21 protein-coding genes and 1 pseudogene are annotated in these 20,137 nt (G+C 41.6%); 11 read left to right on the top strand and 11 right to left on the bottom strand.

The window, feature by feature from the left end; all coding sequences use genetic code 11:
• Positions 1-302: 302 nt before the first annotated feature.
• The gene (locus N482_RS20310) at positions 303-593 is read right to left on the bottom strand and encodes a hypothetical protein (RefSeq protein WP_063378797.1); all 291 of its coding nucleotides are present in this window, start codon (positions 591-593) and stop codon (positions 303-305) included.
• Positions 594-737: 144 nt separating this feature from the next.
• Between N482_RS20310 and nhaR the strand changes: the two genes are divergently transcribed.
• Both nhaR and N482_RS20300 read left to right on the top strand, forming a co-directional pair.
• Positions 738-1,631, top strand: coding sequence for a transcriptional activator NhaR (gene nhaR, locus N482_RS20305; RefSeq protein ID WP_063378796.1), 894 nt, complete (start codon positions 738-740; stop codon positions 1,629-1,631).
• A gap of 39 nt (positions 1,632-1,670) precedes the next feature.
• Positions 1,671-1,955, top strand: a complete 285-nt coding sequence (locus N482_RS20300; protein WP_063378795.1) for a SelT/SelW/SelH family protein — start codon at positions 1,671-1,673, stop codon at positions 1,953-1,955.
• Positions 1,956-2,028: 73 nt separating this feature from the next.
• On the opposite strand, the gene N482_RS25995 is transcribed toward N482_RS20300, so the two are convergent.
• The 4 genes and pseudogenes from N482_RS25995 to N482_RS20290 all read right to left on the bottom strand — a co-directional run bounded on the left by N482_RS25995 (position 2,029) and on the right by N482_RS20290 (position 3,887).
• The gene (locus N482_RS25995; protein ID WP_331245824.1) at positions 2,029-2,148 is read right to left on the bottom strand and encodes a hypothetical protein; all 120 of its coding nucleotides are present in this window, start codon (positions 2,146-2,148) and stop codon (positions 2,029-2,031) included.
• Positions 2,149-2,251: 103 nt separating this feature from the next.
• Positions 2,252-2,515 (bottom strand): annotated as a pseudogene (locus tag N482_RS25990) (GyrI-like domain-containing protein); the annotation flags it as partial.
• Positions 2,467-2,763: a helix-turn-helix domain-containing protein gene (locus N482_RS25770; RefSeq protein ID WP_331245823.1), complete on the bottom strand. Its 297-nt coding sequence runs from the start codon at positions 2,761-2,763 to the stop codon at positions 2,467-2,469. The gene N482_RS25770 and the pseudogene N482_RS25990, both read right to left, overlap by 49 nt.
• 191 nt (positions 2,764-2,954) lie before the next feature.
• Positions 2,955-3,887, bottom strand: coding sequence for a hypothetical protein (locus N482_RS20290; protein ID WP_063378794.1), 933 nt, complete (start codon positions 3,885-3,887; stop codon positions 2,955-2,957).
• Positions 3,888-4,325: 438 nt separating this feature from the next.
• Here N482_RS20290 and N482_RS20285 point away from each other — a divergent pair, with 438 nt between their 5' ends.
• The gene (locus tag N482_RS20285; protein ID WP_063378793.1) at positions 4,326-4,763 is read left to right on the top strand and encodes a hypothetical protein; all 438 of its coding nucleotides are present in this window, start codon (positions 4,326-4,328) and stop codon (positions 4,761-4,763) included.
• A gap of 126 nt (positions 4,764-4,889) precedes the next feature.
• Here the strand turns inward: N482_RS20285 and N482_RS20280 are convergent, their stop codons facing one another.
• Complete coding sequence (locus N482_RS20280; protein WP_155732151.1) at positions 4,890-5,201, bottom strand: hypothetical protein; 312 nt, start codon at positions 5,199-5,201, stop codon at positions 4,890-4,892.
• Complete coding sequence (locus N482_RS20275) at positions 5,173-5,478, bottom strand: hypothetical protein (RefSeq protein ID WP_155730666.1); 306 nt, start codon at positions 5,476-5,478, stop codon at positions 5,173-5,175. Before N482_RS20275 ends, N482_RS20280 begins: the two co-directional genes overlap by 29 nt.
• Here N482_RS20275 and N482_RS20270 point away from each other — a divergent pair.
• Entirely contained in the window at positions 5,454-5,699 is a 246-nt protein-coding gene (locus N482_RS20270; RefSeq protein WP_063378790.1) for a hypothetical protein, read from the top strand. The genes N482_RS20275 and N482_RS20270 overlap by 25 nt on opposite strands.
• A gap of 179 nt (positions 5,700-5,878) precedes the next feature.
• Here N482_RS20270 and N482_RS20265 read toward each other — a convergent pair whose 3' ends face one another.
• Together N482_RS20265 and N482_RS20260 are read right to left on the bottom strand one after the other, a co-directional pair.
• Positions 5,879-7,036, bottom strand: coding sequence for a histidine kinase dimerization/phospho-acceptor domain-containing protein (locus N482_RS20265; RefSeq protein ID WP_063378789.1), 1,158 nt, complete (start codon positions 7,034-7,036; stop codon positions 5,879-5,881).
• Positions 7,029-7,712, bottom strand: a complete 684-nt coding sequence (locus N482_RS20260) for a response regulator transcription factor (RefSeq protein WP_063378788.1) — start codon at positions 7,710-7,712, stop codon at positions 7,029-7,031. The genes N482_RS20265 and N482_RS20260 overlap by 8 nt, the downstream gene beginning before the upstream one ends.
• A gap of 71 nt (positions 7,713-7,783) precedes the next feature.
• On the opposite strand from N482_RS20260, the gene N482_RS20255 reads away from it, so the two are divergent.
• The 3 genes from N482_RS20255 (at position 7,784) to N482_RS20245 (ending at position 13,062) form a co-directional block, all read left to right on the top strand.
• Positions 7,784-9,529 carry an amidohydrolase gene (locus N482_RS20255; protein WP_063378787.1) on the top strand — a complete coding sequence of 582 codons (1,746 nt, stop codon included), beginning with the start codon at positions 7,784-7,786 and terminating at the stop codon, positions 9,527-9,529.
• A gap of 333 nt (positions 9,530-9,862) precedes the next feature.
• Complete coding sequence (locus N482_RS20250) at positions 9,863-11,815, top strand: methyl-accepting chemotaxis protein (RefSeq protein WP_196765363.1); 1,953 nt, start codon at positions 9,863-9,865, stop codon at positions 11,813-11,815.
• 8 nt (positions 11,816-11,823) lie between these two features.
• Positions 11,824-13,062, top strand: a complete 1,239-nt coding sequence (locus N482_RS20245; protein ID WP_063378785.1) for an extracellular solute-binding protein — start codon at positions 11,824-11,826, stop codon at positions 13,060-13,062.
• A gap of 366 nt (positions 13,063-13,428) precedes the next feature.
• Here N482_RS20245 and N482_RS20240 read toward each other — a convergent pair whose 3' ends face one another.
• Positions 13,429-13,746, bottom strand: a complete 318-nt coding sequence (locus N482_RS20240; protein WP_063378784.1) for a hypothetical protein — start codon at positions 13,744-13,746, stop codon at positions 13,429-13,431.
• Positions 13,747-14,204: 458 nt separating this feature from the next.
• Between N482_RS20240 and N482_RS20235 the strand changes: the two genes are divergently transcribed.
• The 4 genes from N482_RS20235 (at position 14,205) to N482_RS20220 (ending at position 19,326) form a co-directional block, all read left to right on the top strand.
• On the top strand, positions 14,205-14,900 hold the full coding sequence (locus N482_RS20235) for a molecular chaperone (protein WP_063378783.1): 696 nt from the start codon (positions 14,205-14,207) through the stop codon (positions 14,898-14,900).
• Positions 14,901-14,908: 8 nt separating this feature from the next.
• Positions 14,909-17,365, top strand: a complete 2,457-nt coding sequence (locus N482_RS20230; protein WP_063378782.1) for a fimbria/pilus outer membrane usher protein — start codon at positions 14,909-14,911, stop codon at positions 17,363-17,365.
• The gene (locus tag N482_RS20225) at positions 17,362-18,228 is read left to right on the top strand and encodes a hypothetical protein (protein ID WP_063378781.1); all 867 of its coding nucleotides are present in this window, start codon (positions 17,362-17,364) and stop codon (positions 18,226-18,228) included. The genes N482_RS20230 and N482_RS20225 overlap by 4 nt, the downstream gene beginning before the upstream one ends.
• Before the next feature lie 594 nt (positions 18,229-18,822).
• Positions 18,823-19,326, top strand: coding sequence for a hypothetical protein (locus tag N482_RS20220; RefSeq protein WP_063378780.1), 504 nt, complete (start codon positions 18,823-18,825; stop codon positions 19,324-19,326).
• Between the two features lie 338 nt (positions 19,327-19,664).
• Here the strand turns inward: N482_RS20220 and N482_RS20215 are convergent, their stop codons facing one another.
• Positions 19,665-20,081 (bottom strand): BLUF domain-containing protein, encoded by a 417-nt coding sequence (locus N482_RS20215; RefSeq protein WP_063378779.1) that lies wholly within the window; start codon positions 20,079-20,081, stop codon positions 19,665-19,667.
• Positions 20,082-20,137: the final 56 nt, after the last annotated feature.

Genomic DNA, 20,137 nt, shown 5'->3' with positions numbered 1-20,137 from the left:
ATACCTAGGTGAAAGCTTGGAAAAATAAACAAAATGTAGCCAGTTATAGGGCTTTTAATTGATTTATTTGATCATTATTAAAATATTCATTGCTGTTGTAAACAATTTTTAAGGTAAGATCCCAGGGTGATTTGTTAACAACTAAGAGCTGTTATTAGAATAATAATGTCTTTTTCGGGATAAAAAGTGCAGCTTCCGTGCCGCAGCAAGTGCTTGGGAGTGATACTTAGTAGTATTAAATCATCGATATAACTGCAACCTCTTGAGTGCAAACTGAGCACCCAAGAGGTTTAACAGTAACATCACAACTTTTGCGTCAATACTGTTTCGCTGTTCGTGACCGCGCGTTTAATCGCTTGGGCAAAGTCTTTACCTTTAGCCTTAACCACAATACTTGGTAACCCAGGCAATAAAACTTCAATGCTACATTGAGTCAAAGTGCCATGAAGCTTCGAAGGGACATCATCAATGTGTACTTTGACCTTACGAATGTTATTAACGTATCTAGCAAACTTACTTGCAATTAGCTTTGTAGCTTTGCTCTTTGCGCTTGCACCTAATATTTTGCCTGTCATACGTAAATTTAATTTCATATCTATTGACCTCGTTCAAATAAACGCTCAAAAGTAACGTCGTATCGAAATTACTGATTGCGTCGATGCATTAAATCTACTAAGGTGGAATCAAAGATAAAAGCTGATTAATTCTTAGTTAGTCATCGAAATTTACGAAGTATTATGAATATCAACTATAACCACCTGTACTATTTTTGGCAGGTCAGTAAATTAGGCAGTATTGCAGCAGCCAGTAAAGTACTGCACCTCACACCTCAAACTATCAGCGCTCAGATAACTAGCCTTGAGCAACGATTAGGTAAACCCTTATTTTTCAGAGAAGGTAGAGGGTTGCGGCTTACTGAATATGGTCAATTGACCCAGCAGTATGCAAATGACATGTTTAATGTTGCTGAAGAGTGGCTGGAGACTACACGTGGAGATCTAGACAACCTAAATCGCACTTTGAAAGTTGGCATTTCAGACTCTCTGCCCAAATCTCTTGTCTCCAAATGGCTTTCTCCACTTATTAAGCATGAGCGCATAACTAATTTACACTGTATTGATGGCCAACAATCAGAATTATTGGCACAAATGGCGACACATAAAATAGACCTAGTACTCGCCGATAAACCACTAGATAGCTCTACGCCATTTAAAGCTTTTTGTCATGAGATAGGTAAAAGCCAACTTGGTTTGTACGGCAACTCTAACTATTACGCAAAATTGAGTAAAGATTACCCTAATGCACTCAAAGATATGCCAATCATTTTACCGGCCAAGTCAAGTCCCGTAACAAATGCCATTCAGTATTGGCTCGAAGACCTTGAGATAAACATGTCGGTTGCAGGGCATGTTGACGATAGCGCATTGATGAAATCACTTGGACAACAGGGGTTTGGTATTTTTCCAGCGCCTTTGTCAATCAGGGCGGAAATTGAAAGGCATTATGATGTCACATTTATTGGCAGCATAGAAAATGTCTACCAGTATTATTACGCTTTTACGCCTGATCGACTTATAAAAGACTCAATTTACTCCGAGTTTGTGCAAAACGCGCAAAAAGAAGACGAGTGATCCAACCTAAACAGCTTAAATGACAAGAAAGTGACAGCAATGAATAAACCCAAAATTACAATTCACTATTGTGTGCTGTGCCAGTGGCTTTTGCGAAGTGGCTGGCTTGCTCAAGAGCTGCTATCTACATTTGGCCAGGATTTAGGAGAAGTCGCGCTTGCTCCAGCGACTAAAGGCGTTTTTGAGATTTACTACAATGACCAACTAATTTGGTGCAGAGTCCAAGACGGCGGGTTTCCAGATGCCAAAGAGCTAAAGCGCCGTGTCAGAGATTTACTTTGCCCTGAGCGCGATTTAGGGCACATAGATAAACACGCTGAATAGCGACTTTGAGTCTCAAAAAACCTGAAAGAGAGTATTCTTACCTAAATCTCTTTCAGGGTAATTTACCCGTTAATTATTTTATGATTGGCAGGTAGATATCAGTAATAGCGTCATATTCAGCAACTTCAGGGAAAAAACACACTCTCTCCAAGAAGATTGGAAAATCTCGAAGCTGATATACAGAATCCGGCAGCCAAGTTGCGTATAACGTATAAATAGTTGACGGATATACCTAAGGTATCATCGCTACCAATGTGCCTTAGTACAGCGCAATCACCGGCTGGTATTCGCTTGGTAACAACATCAAGAGTATTCTCTTTTACAGGAGAGTCAATGGCGCACCCTATATCAAATTGATATTCATCTGCACTCACTAAATTTGGGTCGTTGTATAGTAAGTTGAACGTCTGGCTCGCGCTTGGCGGCAAATTATTTTCTCGCCGCCAGTCTATAAACGGTTTGATGCTCGTGCCGAGCTTTCTCGGGTCACCTCTATGCTCATTCACCGCAATCAAGGTCTCTTCAAAAGAGGTGATTTCCACTTCTGGCACAGTATCCATACGCTTACTTTTTGTCTAAGTAATAAAATTGGATCGTATTTAACATGCCACAAGCTCCAATCTGGCGACTTTCTGAAATTTGACGGGCTTAAGCAAAAATGCTTTTTAAATGCTCGAGAATAAGCTTCACGGCTATCAAAACCAGCGCTCAAAGCAATATCAATGATTTTCATCTCATTTCTAAATGCCAATTGGCAAAGCTGATGAACGTCTAGATCAGTATCGAGGTTTGCCTCGATATACTCCAATACTTTTATAAACTTTTTACCTTAGACATATTTTACCCTCAAAAGGGCAATATGAAGTGCTATAAACACCATAAGCTTGACCAATATTGCTCAATCGCCGATTTAAGCCCATAAGCGTAACTTAATGAATTAGGTGCAAAAAATTTATTGGGGTTAATGTCGTTTAATTTATGGGCGCAGACGAGGCGAAGTTATCGCCCTGCGTCCCTGCGGATTTGTTCAAGTAGCTCATCATCACGGACCAGGCGCTGCATAACCAATTGCGCTTCTGAACTGTTTGAGTTGTTATACAAATCTAATATGTCACTTGCTAGTTGCTGCTTAAGCTCCGGAGATGTTTCACCTGACTGATAGTATTGGCCGATTAGTCCTTCAGCAGCCATCGTTTTCATATACTTATTAGGCTCTTTCTCAATAATATCTTGCAATGATTTAGCGATGCGTGTGTCAACCACAGGTGAGTGTGCGACCACTTCCAATGCTTGAACTTTTAACTTTTCATCTTGACTATTTCGACTGATCTCGAGCACTGCATCAACGGTTTCATAATCAAACATTTCGCCCTGAGTGCGGTTAAGAATGTACATGTTCATTTGCAACTGACCCATTGCAGACAAACGCTCTGTCGGCGATAAGCTCTCATCAAGTACTTTACTGCGCAAATCCTGACTGACTTTCATTGCAAACTCAGGATCTGTTTTTAATTTGAGATCATAGCCTTTTGGTAAGTCATCATAAAAACCATATACCGGGTTATCTTCTCGGTTTTGTTCTTTATCTTTTCGCTCTTTTTCTTCTAATACCGCCAAGATGGTCTGCTCCATACTGTCAGCAGACGATGTAGTTGAGAAAGCTCTATTTTCAACTTCAAGAATTCGCTCTTCCAAATATTCAATGCGCTCAAGAAGCGCACTTTTCTCCATGGAGTCAAGGTCGCGACTGTTTTGGTCAACCGCAGAACTCTTTAAGGCCTCTGCCCGCGAGGCGTGGCGCGCTGCGTTTTGCTGTTGAGATACAGCCTGCTCACCCTGCGGTAGTGAGTGCGTAAGGGCTTGATTATAAACAGATAGAGCAAGCGCTACTGCTGCGACACCTATGGCTATATTACTTTTAGTTTTAGACATCTTGTACCTATATGCCTACTTTGAGGCTTTAAAATTGAAATTGCTTCCGTGACCAAAACTCGATTTCGTAATGTAGTTTATTTGGCTCTAAAAAACTGTTAAACGTTGTACAACAAATTTAGCCATAAATTAGGGGTAAATTGCAAACCATGCGCTTATATAAGTCATTTTGTCGCGAATCAGTATCTTATATGGGTTATCTGTGCAGTTCAAACCATGCTAGTTTTATCTCGTGTGTGGCCCTACTCTATTGAATCTCGCTTTTACCAGCATGGGCTAGAAGCGCTAAGCTGTTAACTTATGGTGTTCTATTTTGTGCGTTTGGATATATAGTTAACTTCAATCATTTTCCGCATGCATATCGCTACGATCCCTTAATAAAATATGACTATTTGATTGACTCTCTCTATATATTTTCAATCGGCTACGGACTTATTGATGTGCAGTAGTTTTTCATTTCTTAAACAATTGACTGTGTCTCGCCAAGAAGTAATAGGTGTGGTTTCTACTGTTAGCATCGTAACGTTATTCTCATACTTGCAGATGCGACTGCCAGATAACGGTGCTTATGTTTCTATTTTAGTGGGTTTTTATGCCGTGTTAGTCGCGCAATGCGCCAGCGTTGCTTTAGTGTTACTTCTAAAAGCGACTAAGTTAAGCCTCCTAAAGCGCTATTATTTACCTGTCATAGGCTTATTACTTGCGACGTTAGCAGACGCATTAATCGGACAGTTTTGGCTATTTGGTAATCAGGGGCAGGGCTACTTTCCGCTGATTAGAACCATAAACTGGTTTGTCTATATCAGCTCAAGTCTACTCATTATTCAGCTTCTTTGGGTATACCATCTGTTTGTAACTTCTCAACGAGGGCTGTGAGCATGCAAACTGAGACTTTAACAGTGAGTAACCTGTCGCATCAAAGGCCGTTTAGCACTGTCCCTAGGCATCATTAGGTGATATGAAAGCGGTAATTGAATCGCTGGTAACCTCACCAGTGTTTTATCATCTAGTAACCAAGTCGCAATTATGATGCCACCCAAGAGCAGTGCCTTGTCCATACTTTGCCGCCGTTAATGTGTGACTCACATGGCTAAGGAGCCGATAGTTAAGCTGTTTAGGTAAATCCAACCCTTGGCTTTCAAACCACATTTCCCAACTCATACTACTTGGCGCATCTTCAACACCGCTATGGTAAGTCAAAAAGTTACTCAGAGCGTTAATTTCACCGGCATAGTTTGGCGAGCAGACTGGGTATACATATTCATACACACTCCAGCTCTGTTTGCTACCCATGGCCGAAGTGTAGATGCCCATGAATATCGCGTTGATTAAAATCTACCAACTGTTCCGAGGCGTTCAATTGCAATTCAACATTTGGAAAACAATCATAGAAGTCATTTAATCTTGGTACTAGCCAATTCTCCAACAGTGACTGGACCACTTCTAGTACAAGGCGTTGCAACGATTCAATTTGTGTCGCGGCTCCCACGCCAGAACCGATTAATTCAAACCCCTTGTTGATTTGTTTAGTCAATTGCTTGGCTGTATCGGTTAACATCACACCTTGTGACTTACGATGAAACAAACTCATACCAAGCTGCGATTCCAATATCTGCATTTGATGGAGGCGCAAAAGTTGAGGCGTCTGCTTCACCGACCATTGTGCCGCTTCCTTACTCTAATGAAGCGCATATTGACCCCGAAGAAGCCTATGGCGTCTCACAGTCCAGTTGCCATATGCTGCTTTTCCTGCATTTTGCAGCCAAAGCTGGACTAATGTGGATAGCTATGTTGATAGCGCAGAAAGCTTAATGAAACATAACACGTAAGGCAAACTAGCCATGACACACGTTATACTTAAACCGCAAGTTGAATGGCAAGCAGGGAACTCTGTGATAGTAAAAACACTTAACCTTTTACATCATCAACCGCATGAAGCCTGCTTTCTCGCAAATTCTGTTAATACAGATACCCAAATTAAACCAAAATAACTAAAAGGTAATTTCGACCACATACTGTTCACCGTACGACGGGTTACTCACACGCCAACCAAAACAGTCACACACCTGTTTAGTGATTTTGCTGCCTAGGCCATAACCGCTAGACAGGTCGTTGATACCCACTCGATTTTCAAATCGCATGCCTTTATCGAAAACGAAGGCTGCTAAAGTTCCCTGTCCATGTTGTAGCGCATTTTTCGCAATTTGCGTGAGCATTAAATTGAACAGTGTAATATGCACAGTCTGGGTCACTTGCTTCTCTGCCCCCTTCAAATCAATATTCAATCCATGGTCTTTCCACTTAGCACACCACTGTTCTAGTTCATGGTTCAATACATGACTTTGTAGTTGACTCGAGTTCGGCCGACTTAATAATAAAATACCCTGTGCTATTTGTGACAGTTCTTGCTGGCTTAACGCCAGTGTTTCCAGTACATCCAGAGCTTCCAAAGGTACATCATCTATCTGTTGTATCCTGCTCATACTGTGGCTGATCTTTGTCAATGGTGTGCGTATTTCGTGGCTTAAAAAAGCAGCAAACAACCGTTCTTGATCAAGCGTATGCTGCTGGGCAAATTGGGCGGTTTTAAACACAGCTGCAAACTGTTCAAACTCAGAAAACCGAGATGGTTTAATTTCACTATTTGCGACACTGCCTAATACATTGTCCGCCTCATTAGAAACATTTGCGCCAATACGCCAGATAATAAACCCAAGTGGTAGCAGCATGGTGCCAGCTAAGATTATAAAAATGGGCATTAAGCTTGGTGAGTCTTGCACTGAAAAATAATGTACAACATATAGCGGCTCTTCATCCAAACCTTGCTCTTTAAGGATATAAATATCTCCAGACTTAGTAGCGAACAACGCGGTATGGGCGAACATGATTTCAGCGCTTTCAACAGATGAGCGATACTCTGCGGGCATCTGCTCGAGTGCACCAATATATTTACCTTCGAAGTGGTAAGGTAAAGACAACTGCCCACTCAAAGCTAGCTCTAAGTCCTGATGCAAGTAAAACTCGGTCGTATCATCCCATGCATAGTGATAAACCCACTTTGCCACCAGCGTCCATATCAAAACAAACAGAACAAACAATGCCCCTATTCGTCTAACTAAATATGCTGTAATACTTTGCTTTTTACTCACTATGCTTCCTCAGCACAAGGCCTTGACCTTTAATTGTATGCAGCAACCCTAGTTCGCTATCTCTACTAATATTTTTTCGTAACCGAGTAAGTAACGACTTATACATATTGTTGTTCACATCTTGGTCGGGCCAAATTTTACATAAAATATCTTCCTTACTTACGGGGTTAGGTGCACTTTTTGTCAGTAAACTCAGTAGCAACCATTGCTGCGGCGACAGCACTAGAATACGTTCACCACGTTTGGCAATTTGAGTATTAAAGTCAATCAATAACGAATCTAACTCAAAGGTATTTTCAGACTGTGTCCCTTGCTTCTTGGCCAATAATTTTAGCCGCACCGCTAATTCAGGAAGGTCAAAAGGTTTGGTTATGTAATCCAAAGCCCCCGCAGAAAAAGCAGCAAGCTTATCTTCTAAAGCAGTCGCAGCTGTACAAAATAGCACTGGCACACCCTGCCCTAATATTTGTTCGTTTATCAAGCTCATGCCATTGCCATCAGGCAGGTCCATATCTAAAATCGCCGCATCATAACGACTATATTTTGTTGTTTGCGCAGCGATCTCTTTCGCACTGCTAACAGAAGCGGCATAATCCACTTCAATATTTTCGTGTTGCAAAAAGTCAATCAATTGAGCGGCTAGCGCAGTATCGTCTTCAACAAGCAAAACCAGCATAAACTCTCTACACTGTTACCTTATGGTTACCATGCCTTTGATAGTGTAGCGCCATCTAACAGGAGTCAACTATGCGAGTAACAAATATGCCTATTTTTCCTTTATTGTTAGCTGGTCTATGTCTATCAGGATGTAACTCAGATTCAAGTAACCTGACAAACAGTGCGAATGTAAGCAACGATACGCAACCCCCAACAACGACAGACCAAGTAGCAGGTGAGTTTGCTACACAGTTATTCACCAACGGTAATATATATACCGTAAATAAGGATAAACCTTGGGCTCAGGCTGTCGCAATTAAAGGAAATAAAATAGTTTTTGTAGGCAGCAGTGAAGATGCAAAGCAATATGTGGGTGACAACACGCAAGTGATCGATCTGGCTGGAAAAATGATGATGCCAGGGTTTCACGATGTACATATGCACCCTCTTGAATCAGGTTCAAATGCCACGCAGTTTACCATCCCTGAAGCCGCATCCACAAACACGTACATTGCTTTGGTAGAAGAAGCGGCCTTGCAAAACCCGAATGCCCAGTGGCTGATTGGATACGGTCATAATATCGGCACTTTACTCGAAATGCAGGATAGTCCATTGGATGTGCTTGATGAAGCAGTGAACGACCGCCCTGTCATTATTATGGAACAGACTTCACATTCAATGTGGGTCAATAGCAAAGCTTTAGAACTTGCAGGTATTCATAGTGATAGCTTAGACCCAATTGGTGGCGTGATAGGCAGAGATGAACAGACGCGCCTAGATGGTATTTTATATGACAATGCTGGTAATCAAGTCATGGAATTGGCCATGCGTTCATTGAGTAATGCTCAGCAAAATGATTATTTGGGATTAGTAGAATATACAATGCCAGCCTTAAATAAAGCGGGGATCACCTCTATTAGTGACGCGCGAACATATTGGCAGCGAGGGCATTTAGAAACATGGCAACGTGTGGCAGATGAAGATAAGTTGACCCTGCGCGTGCATTTAGGCTTGTGGGCTTACCCGCAAATGAACGATGCCAGCCAAATAGTAAAGCTAAAGTCCTTATACCAAGCACTGCCAGATAGTTTACTCAAAGTAAACCAAGTTAAGTTCTATGTTGATGGGATTCTAGTCAATACAACCGCAGCAATGCATGAACCTTATCATCAAAACTGGCTAGAGCTTGAAGGTAACAAAGGCCTAAACTATTTCACTCAAGCAAGGTTAGAACAGTATATTAAAGCACTAGAACCTACAGGCTTTGACTTTAATATTCACGCCATTGGCGACCGAGGTATTCACGAAGCACTCAATGCTATTGAAAATGCCTCTACGGGTAAATCCCGTCATAGACTGACGCACTTGGAGGTGGTAGATCCGGCTGACTACGCAAGGTTTGGCAAGTTAGGCGTGATTGCAGATGCGCAAGTCGCTGGCGATTTTACCGATCCCAGTCACTGGCCAGAAAATATTCCGTTACTTGGCAATCCGCGTTCACAAGACTTGGTTCCAATTAAAAACTTGGTTGCTAACAACGCCACATTGACACTTTCAAGCGATTGGAATGTAAGCCCATTTAACCCTTTTACTGGCATCAGTAACGCAATTTTTAGAACGCCGCAAGCAATCACTTTGGCACAAGCACTTGAGGCTTACACATTAAATAGCGCATATGCCATGCGCCAAGATCACCTCGTAGGTAGTATAGAAGTGGGAAAACTCGCCGATTTAGTAGTATTGGATAGAAACCTCTTTGACAGCACAATCACAGAAATTGCCGAAACGAATGTGGTGATGACGCTGCTAGACGGAGAAATCATTTACAAAAAGTAGATAGGTAAGACATGGACACAAAGGCGTATTAGATGCCTTTGTGTCCCTAATTGACATATATTAACGCACATACAACCTTTGAGACTATTTCATTATCACTGAAGCGCCACTTAACTCATACCTATTACTTTTACCCAACAGACACCACACTTTTTCAACACTTAAGCTACGCAAAATTACATTTAATTATTCAAATATACTGAATAATAGCTAGATAATTTTGTTTCCGTCAGTGGTACCATTGCGCAAATTTTAAACCTAAGTACCCATACCATGTTCAAATCATCCGTAATATCAAGAATATCATTCGGATACACGGTAGTTCTTCTGGCAATGGTTGCCATAAGCGTTTTTTCTCTGTTTAGAATGACAGAGATAAATAGCAACTTAAAAAAAGTGACACAGTTCGCTCAGCCTATTGATATAAAAGTAAATTCTATAGAAAGTAAACTAGACCAGCTCAACTTATTTGTGTATCAGCATTACTACGCAGACAGTATTTCTGAGCAGTTGAAATTGGAAGGTTCCATCAGAGAATATAAGAATGCCATCCAGCAGCAGTTAGACGCGGTGTCAGCCTTGTTTGCGAACTTCCCAGATAATGACGAAAAGTTACGTGTATTAGAAGATTTTGAGCTCAGTAAATCTCAAGTTTTTATTGCGCAAAGTAAGTCAATGACCGTGGCCAGTGCCGCACTGAAAAACAAAGCAACTTTACAGCAATACCAAGCACAAATTGATGCGCTTGATAAACAATTAGCGGATTTAACCAAACGCTATCAAAGTTACACACAATCTCAGCTCGTCACCACAGCTCTTGGCCAACTGAGGTATGGCGTATCCATTGCGAAACAGTTTTTGCTTATTAACGACCTACAAGACTTACAGGCGCTATCCGCAGAGTATAAATCTTGGTTGATTGACTATGTAAACACCGGTTATCAGCTAGAAGCATTGAATACCAACCGTACATTGCAGCGAAATATACTGCAACCTTTAGGCAATATCGCGACCGAGCTTGCGTGGACACTAGGCCAGCAAGACGGTATAAAATCTCTCCAAAGCAGCTATTTATCTAGCAAAAATGTACTTATTAGCAACCTCTCTCAAGTTGAATCAGGCTTACAACAACTGAAATCTGATATGACGCGAATAAGCGAGTTGAGTCAGTCTTTTAGTGCAAAAGTGGAAGATCAAACAACAAGGTCAGTAGAGTCAAGTTTCGTGTGGATCTCACTCGCCACTGCCTCGACCTTGTTATTTGGCATACTCATGGCTTACTTTATTACCCGTAGTATAAGTAAACCATTGAAACAAACAGTTTCTGATATTGAAAAACTCGCCACAGGAGATCTGAGCTGTGAAATTGACGTCAGAGGCGAGGACGAAATAGCAAAACTGCGTCAGTCTTTGCAAAGCTTACGCATTGCTTTTGTAAATATCATCGCTGATATTAAAACCCAGTCAGGGCAAATAAACCTCTCGATTGAGACGTTATCTCAAAGCGCCCAACATACAACCACCATTGCAAATCAACAAAAAGATCAAACCACTCAAGTAGCCAGCGCGGTTTTAGAAATGACTGCAACGTCAAGCGAAATATCCGACACAGCTGAACAAGCCACCAATCTAATGGCACAAGCTGATGGTTTGGCAACTCAGTCACAAGGGCTTGTACAACAAAATCAGTCGCTTAGTGAACAATTACGCAGCGAAATGACTTCGGCAGCAGAAGCCGTCGCCTCTCTTGATCAAGAATGTAAGCAGATAGAGGAAGTCGTGAACGTTATCGACACCATTGCTGATCAAACCAATTTACTGGCACTTAATGCTGCGATTGAGGCTGCTAGGGCCGCTGAACACGGCAGAGGCTTTGCTGTAGTTGCAGATGAGGTTCGTACGCTGGCAATGCGAACACAAACCTCCACAGAGCAAATCCAAACCAAAATTAATCGGCTAATGGAGTCTTCTGACTTGGCGGTTAAAGCATTGCATAGCTCGCTTGCAAACACTCAGTCTAGCTCCAAAATGGCACAAGAAATAGATGTACAAATAAAAGAGTTTGCTCAAGGTGTAAGTAATGCTCATCAGCTTAATGAAGTCATTGCTGAGGCAGCAAAGCAACAACATGTTGCTGCGCAAGAGATCAGTACAAGCATTGAAAACATTGATGCGCTATCTCTGCAAACCCTTGCGCAAATTCAGCAAAACAATGCTGCTACCGACGAACTAGACAACGCTTGTGATGCGTTAGTCGCGATGAATGAACAATTTAAAGTGAATTAGAGGCTGCTATGTCAAAGTATTTATACCCCCTAATTGCTGTGCTGCTTTGGCCAAGCTTTAGCTTTGCTCAGCAACAGCTTGACCTATACACATGGCGACAACAAGAGCAAATATTGTGGGAAAAGGTCAACCAGAAAAACCTCATTGAAGACATTAAGGTCAATGTAAAAGTAATCGACTATGACACCTACCAAGCACATATACAGTTAGCGATACAGAATCAGCGCGTCGACCTATTTCAATGGTCGCCAGGCCCTGCAGCACTCGCTACTCTTGTTGAACATGGACTAATAGTGCCACAAATAGAGTCGCTGCCCTCTATTAATAGCAATGCATTGCCTGCTGCTACTGGTGCCGATGGTAAAATTTACGGGGTGCCTTTTGCAATGCAACTTGAAGGGCTCTTAGTTAACCAAAAGCTCCTAGCAAAACATGGGTTGGCAACTCAGCCGCGTACGCTCTCACAGTTAGAAAACTTATTTTCACAATTGCGAAGCAAAGGTATCACCCCATTACAAATGGCCAGTGATCAATGGTATTTATCGCAGGTTGTTGCTGAGGTAATGGCCGCTGGATTACTCGAAGCTTCGAGTGCACAGGCACTTATCCAAGGTGAAATGTGCTTTACTTCAAACGAATATGTCACTGTGCTGCAAACCCTAAAGGAGTGGCACAGCAAAGGCTTTATCAATCAAGATGTACTGAAGCAAGATTACCACGGTATGGGCACAAGTAAGGCACTCGGTAATTCAGCCCTCGCGTTAGATGGTGGCTGGCGCGCAGGTCCAAACTCGGTGTTTTATCAAGTAGACAAAGACTATCAAGTAGAATTTTGGCCAATTCCAGGAACAAGTGGTAAGTTTTATGGGTTTGCAGATGGCACCTATCAAGCGAATGCACTTAGCCAAAATCACGCGCTTGCACAAAAGGTACTGGACTTTACAACCACAAAAGCCTTTGCAACTTTATTTGCCAATAATCTAAATGAAGTGCCTGCATATGGTGGACATGTTCAGATCAGCAGCGAACACGTGAGAAAGCAAGCGCGACTACTTAACGAGCATAGCTATAGTGCAAGTTTATTTACCGCTTCTTCATTAAACCAAGGAAAGCCCGGCTATCAGCAACTGGTCACTGAGGCCATCAAACAAGTGTTTAGCGGTAGACCAGCACAATCTGCTGCTTTACACATTCAAAAAGGACTAAACAGTTGGCAATATGTTGGTGCCGAATACTGCAAAGTTTAACCAGTTTCAAAAGCCAGTTGCGCGCACAAAGTGCTGCGAAGGCCCAGATAGTAAAAGTATTAATATAGGTGTGCAGAGATAATATGAAGATTCTACTCTCATAAACACATACCAAAACACACCTTTTGTATGCAGTTGGCAGAGCTAAACCTGACCACTGCATTACAGTCCGTAAGGATAGTCAAGTTCTAGAAAAAATCACCACAATTAAATACTTTTCACCATCGAGCTATTAAACAATGAGGCACGCCATATTATTTTAAAATATACAACACACTTTACCATTTTAAATAATGAGGACATTACAATAGAAGTATTTTACTTTAAGTATATGATTTAAAATCGGTGAGCTAATTCTATAGCGTATTAATGCCCATGCCAGTTTCCATTATCATAACTCAGCCTTTTGATTGTTAGTTTATTTTCACTTTGATTATATAAGCCTGATGCTGACTCTTTTGCCTGAAGCATTGCCGCTTGGGATTGTTCCCCTGTGAATATAAAGCTAATGGTGATTGGGATATAGACATGCAGTTTACCACCCATAAGCTGATTTAGCTCTTCTATATATTGTTCGCTAAGAATAAGTGACGGCTCATACCTACCATTTGCAGTAACAAAATCACAATCTTGATTATAAATTGAGATGTGCTGCAAACCTTGCTCTCTAGCAAACTTAGCCATATTGTGTTGTGCTAATTAAAGAAGCTCATCTCGAAGTAAGTCCAGTGCCTTTATATGGCTGTTGGAAAACATCACCTTCTGGCATGACAAAGGTCGCGGACAGTGATTCTGTAATTGAATAAGCTAACACGGGAGTATGATTGTCTGAAGCAACGCTCTGGCCTGAGGTTGGTTGCGCTTTTCACTATATAGATACAACACAGTTGCAACGGCCAATAACAACACACAAAACAGTTAGTACATCTGTCACTGCATAACGCTTCAAACAGACAAGTCAAATCGATAAGCCAATCAGGAGCAAAGTTTAACTGACATTAAGAAGTAAAAAATCTCCCTCGCGCCGATAAATCTTGCTCAAACATCCAATATGACCGTTCAATTAAAATTTACCCTTGTATTAACAGACAGGCAGGGTATCGTATAGCAAAATTTTGTCCCGTTTCTCAATTGGAAGTTAGATGCGTAAACTGTTGTTATTACTTTTGTGGTTGTCGACCCCTGCGATGGCCTACCAAGTTCAACCGATGATTGTTGATCTAGCGTCGCATGGAAAAAACTCACTCGTCACTTATCGTCTACAAAATCCCAGTGACAGCGCATTGCCAATTGAAATCGAGGTATTCAAACGTACTTTTGATGAAAACCAAACTGAAGTTTTAGTACCAGCGGAAGATGATTTTATCGTCCTTCCACCGCAGGTAGAAGTGCCCGCTAAGAGTTATCAAGTATTTCGCGCCAAATACTTGGGTTCACCAGAGCTTAAAGAAACAAGCTCATACCGTATTGTCTTCAAGCAATTACCCTTACCCAACGAAGACGAGAAATCTGGCGTGAAAATGGTGTTTAATTTCGCGACTTTAGTATTTGTTAGCCCTGAGGGTATAAAAGCTCAGCAACAAAGCACGATAAATTGCGAAAAAATAAGCTTTTGTATGCTTACTATAAGTAATGAAGGTGAGCGCGTATTAGACCTTTCGAACTTTGACTACCATTTTCATGACGGCAAAACTAAGGTAAGTTGGGCCCAGTTTCAATCAGTTACACCGGGCCGCTTTATCATGCCAGGGCATAAAGTGGAGCTTGACATCAAACCTTTGTTAGAAGACAAGCCAACGCCAAGTGCCGCACTTATCAACTTGTTTGACAAAAAGTAAGACAACGCATGTTAAAAACGGGCTTATATACTCGGCCTGCTCAGTATAAGTGTGCCATTTTCTCACTACTTTTGTTTTGGGCTTGCACATCCATTGCTGCAACATTCGATATGGACTTTCCTGTGCGGCTAAATTATGCCGAGGTAGGGCAACTTTCTGCCACCACAAATGGCTTTGAATTAGCTTCGATCTCAGCAGCCGAATTTAAAACCAGTTTACACTCTGTGCTCAGCGAAAGTGTAAACGATTGGCTGACCAGCAAAGGTGATGCCCCCATTACACCTGAAGAGTTTGCAGCCAAAGGCATCGAACTTAAGATGCAACCGCAAGATTTAGCCATCGATATGACTCTGACCGAAGCAGCAATGGCCACCGACAGCCTCACCTATGGCAGACAAAAGCACTTTGATAAACCAAAAGGTGAAGCAAGTTGGGCCATGCTAAACAACTTCAATTTAAACCACGAGCGCAGTAATAACAGCCATAACCATAAATCTCAGGTAGAGTGGTTAATGAATGCTAACCTAGGCGGTGGCGAGGGCGTAAACATGCGAGGAGCGTTGTTTTGGGAAAACGGCAACACACAAGACAGTGATGTGTATCGCGGAGATATCGCCCTGTTTTACGACAGACCAGCTAAACCATTGCGCATTACGCTTGGGGACACACAAATTAATAGTTCAGGGCACCTTGCAGGTGCCCAACTTGCGGGCTTTAGCATCGAAAAAGCCTATTCAAGGCTTCAACCACAACGCAGGATCACGCCTAGTAACAGCCAACAGTTTGTTTTACCCCGCGCAGCAAACCTTGAGATTTACATTAATGACTTCTTAATTTCACGGATCAGGTTGAAAGCGGGGCGCTATGATCTTAGCGATTTGCCGCTTACATCAGGGGTAAATAATATCCAAGTAATTGCAACCTATGCCAATGGTGAAACCCAAGAGTTCTATTTTACAACACATTATAATGCTAGATTACTTTCCGAAGGGCTAAGTGACTACTCACTTTCCGTGGGAAAGCTTTCTTCCTTAGAGCAAAGGCGTTATGAATATGATGACGAGCTGTTCGCCTCTGGTAATTATGAATACGGTGTTACTGACAAACTCACATTGGGCATGAATGGTATGACACACCCAAGTGGTCATGTATTGGGGGCGATTGCAACGGTAAATAGCCCTATTGGTAATATTTCAGTCCGCTATTCCAAAAGTAAAGCCAGTAATCAATACGGTGATATCTATTCTATCGAAACGGAACATAGTATTTTTGGCCACGGCAATTTTGGTTCACCCAACTTACGCTTGGGCTATGAAGTGAGAAGCGACTTCACCAACACACCTTGGCAAGAGTTTGACACTATCTCAAGTAGCAGTAGAGCATTTATGGATTACAGCTACTTTATTAATGACAATTTAGACTTTAACTTCAGTACCTCTCGTGCCAAGGATGCTGACAACTTCGTTACTGACAATGCGTCAATTGAGCTTAATTTACGCTATGAAGAAATAAGGATCCGCGCTGGCTTTACACGTAACCACAGTGAAGATGCCCGTATTGTCTCTGACAACCAGTTTTTCTTGAATTTTACTTGGAATCACTATGACAGAAACACCAGCAACCGCGCCCGCACCCAGTATAGCAGCCGAGATAAAGTAGCCAGTGCAAGCTATGCGAAAACAAACAACAATTTTGTCAACGACTATGGCTATGAAGTACGCGCAGAACAAGGCAGTGACTTTAGACAAGAGCAACTAGAAGCCAGTTATACCGGCGCTTTTGTCAGAGCCGATGTCAGCGCCACTAATTATACGCGGAAGCAACAACACGCTGACAGCAGTGCGAGTATTAACCTATCTACAAGCCTAGGCTTAGCCGACGGTCATGTGGGTATGGGTGCCACGACAACCGCCCCCTTTGCCGTTATCACTAAGCATAAAACCTTGAAAGATGCCGAAGTATTAGTGAATGTGGACCGCCAAGGTCGCGCACAAACTGAGCCAAGCGACGATATTGGTGCCCTTATTGAATTGGGGACTGGATATAGTAACTCGCAGCTCAACATAGATGTACCTGATGCACCACTTGGTTATGATTGGGGTCCAGGTATGTACGTCGTCGTTGGTGGAGCCAGCACAGGCCATCACATTCAAATAGGCTCTGAGCTTTCTTATACCATCATCGGCAACCTATTAGACGATAAGGGCATGCCAATTGCAATGAAACGCGGGCATGTTGTAAAAACTCAGGTATCAAGTGACAATGAATCAGCACTATTAAGTTTGCCAATATTTACCAACCGCACAGGCCGATTTGTGGTAGAAGGGATCAGCGTAGGCAATTATGTTGTTGAAATTAATGGTATGACTGGGCAATTTAGTATTTCTGATGAAGAACAACGCTTTATAAGAGTGGGTGCTCTTACGCTAACCAAAAGTCAGCCTGAAGGAGGCGAAAACGAATGAAATCCGTGATCTTTACTTGGCTGATTTTAAGCTTTTTGCTAGCTGCACCCAAGGCAATGGCAAGCTGGAACGACTGTTATGGCAGTATGTTAGCCACTTCCAACCCTTCAGAAATAATTGAGGAGCACAACAACCGTGTAACTGTCTATATACCTTTGAAAATAAAAGTGTCCGACAGTTTATTAGACTGTGCTGATGAGATATGGGTTGAAGATGTCTACTACTATTCAATGGTGTTTTCAGGACCCACGCAAGACAAGTACGCTAAGCTATACGACTCTCAATTCAAAAAGATAAAAGTAAGAAATGGCATATGGCGTTCTGATCTCAAAGACCGCTCTACACAAATGTGGGTAAGATTAAGGCACTATAGTCTATTCCCTGCCGGCGCCTATACAGGCCATGTAATTGTATCTGTAGTCAAAAACAATGAAATCATTGAAGAGCAATATCTCGATTTAACCTATTACTCCGAGCCACAAGTTGCTATATCCCTTTCCAATTCCAGTAAAGGCAAGGTATCTGGGAGCAATGGTAATTACCACATTGATTTAGGCGAGCTTAAGAGTAATATGCGATTTAACTGGGGCATAAAAATACTGAGTAATAGCTCCTACGATATAGTCGTAGACTCTGAGTACAATGGTCTACGACATGAAACTAACACGCAAGCACTCATTGACTACTCGATTCGGTTTGATAACACACAAATCCCATCATCCGGAAGACTCCATCGCAGTTATAATTTTTATCCAGGAGTTAAAAATAAATGGTACGGATTTGAGTTTCAGCTTGGCAATGTCGAACTTATGCCTGCTGGCACCTATCAAGATAACTTATCACTAACGGTTTACCCAAGGTAACCACACTACAGTTCCATTACAAACCTATTGTATGAAGTAAACCTAATAGGGGAGTTGTGTTTTGACACTTCCCTCTCAATCAAGTGGTGCACACACAACTATATAAACCAAACTGACACAATACCCATACTTAACGTCCGAAAACGGACAAAACGAGTACATTTCACCCAACCTGCTTAAAAAAGACCACTTAGTTAGGTAACTTGATGAATAGCGGCATAAAACTAATATTCATCTTAATTAATTTACTGATCATACCCCATCACCGTCAAAATGCCGTCATTTAAAATAAATCACCGCTGATCAGCGACTTTTGCAACGTCAAAAAATACGTGGTACGAGTTTTGATGTAATTATTGAGCAAGTTCGTTCAGCAAGTTGGTGAGTATTTTTGAAATTACACAGATATTTTTAATGGTTTAAGTTGTTGATAATAAACAATTAAAATATAAACATTTCAAAAAAATAGAAATAGAGAAATATTTTTTCACTATTGGCATGACCTGTGCATTTAAAATATTAACTAAGGTGATAACACCTAACCATGAAAACTAAATAAAAAACCAACTCTGTGTTTTGTTAAGGGGAAAAGCCATGAACGCACTACTTAAGTCACTACTAGCTGCAACTGCAATCACTTCAATGGGCGCTGCGGCGGCGGTTTTAGACACAACAGGTACTGAAGCAAAGTTCACTTTTGAAGGTACTATCCAACCAATGTGTAAAACAAGCAGCGGTAACAACAGTGTTACAGACCTAAAACTTGACTCTTCTCAACAAACTCAAGAAATTGGTACTTTAGATGTTTGGTGTAATACAGGTGAAAACGCAACAACTGAGTATACTTCTGCAAATGGCGGCTTCTTAGTTGCAAACAGTGGTCAAGGTAGCAAAATCGCGTACACGCTTAACATTGGTGACACAGCAGGTATTGACCTTCAAACAGGTGCATACAAGCACACTAAAGCAACTGATGCTGGTACTGGTACTACAGGTGAAACAAAAGCAACATCACTAAAAATCACACCTCAGTCAAACGGCCTAAATGATGCAGGTACATACTCAGATACTATCACAGTAACTGTAAGCCCTAACTAATTAAGCACTTAGGCAGCAAAGTTTATGGCTTAATCTATACTGCCTAAACTACAAACTCAGGGCGAACTAATATAGTTCGCTCTTTGTCATTTTAAGCGATAACGAGCTTTCCAGCTACTCGTGGCAGCCATGTTTGTTAGACAGACTTAACAAGGATAAGATATGTGCTAGAGCATCAAGCGTTGAAAACTGTCGAAACGACTCTATAAATTAGCCGCTGCTGCCCCCTCACAAAGAAAAAGCAGCACTGGCTGTAGAAGGAAGTGAAAACCAATTAATAATTTGTTGAAGCCCAAAAAGGTTTCAATGCATAAAATTGGCAATAGCATAACGAGTATCTAGACTTCGGTTTGACAAGCGGCCATACCTTTCAAAAATGATAAAGCCTGTTCTTTAGACATATCTTCAGGGTCAAATTCAACTTGACCATTTTTACGCAGCAGTTCATAAAAGGCTTCGGAGCCAGCAGCATACCCCATTTTCCAGAGCTCAAAGGTCGGCTGTTCAACTTCGTCGTAACCTAGTATAGTCGCACCTTCATGTCGCGGATCATCCGCGATATCCAAATACAACTCATTTACTGTTTCTCTCTCTCCTTCAAGCGCTTGCAAGAAAAACTCGTTTTCAAAACACAACATACCGCAAACCTTTAATTCATTATTGTTAGAACGAGCAGTCTCTAAAATATTGCGTAAGTCTGACAAGTTCATGGTCCGTGAAGCCTGACTGTAATATACCAATCTAACTAATTTCATTTTATCACTCTCCTAGTAATTTATTGACACAGCTGATCTTTCGCCCAAAATTTAAT

The organism is Pseudoalteromonas luteoviolacea NCIMB 1942 (assembly GCF_001625595.1).
GTDB lineage: Bacteria > Pseudomonadota > Gammaproteobacteria > Enterobacterales > Alteromonadaceae > Pseudoalteromonas > Pseudoalteromonas luteoviolacea_A.
The sequence above is the reverse complement of the archived record's forward strand: the minus strand, read 5'-3'. Positions and strand labels throughout refer to the sequence as shown.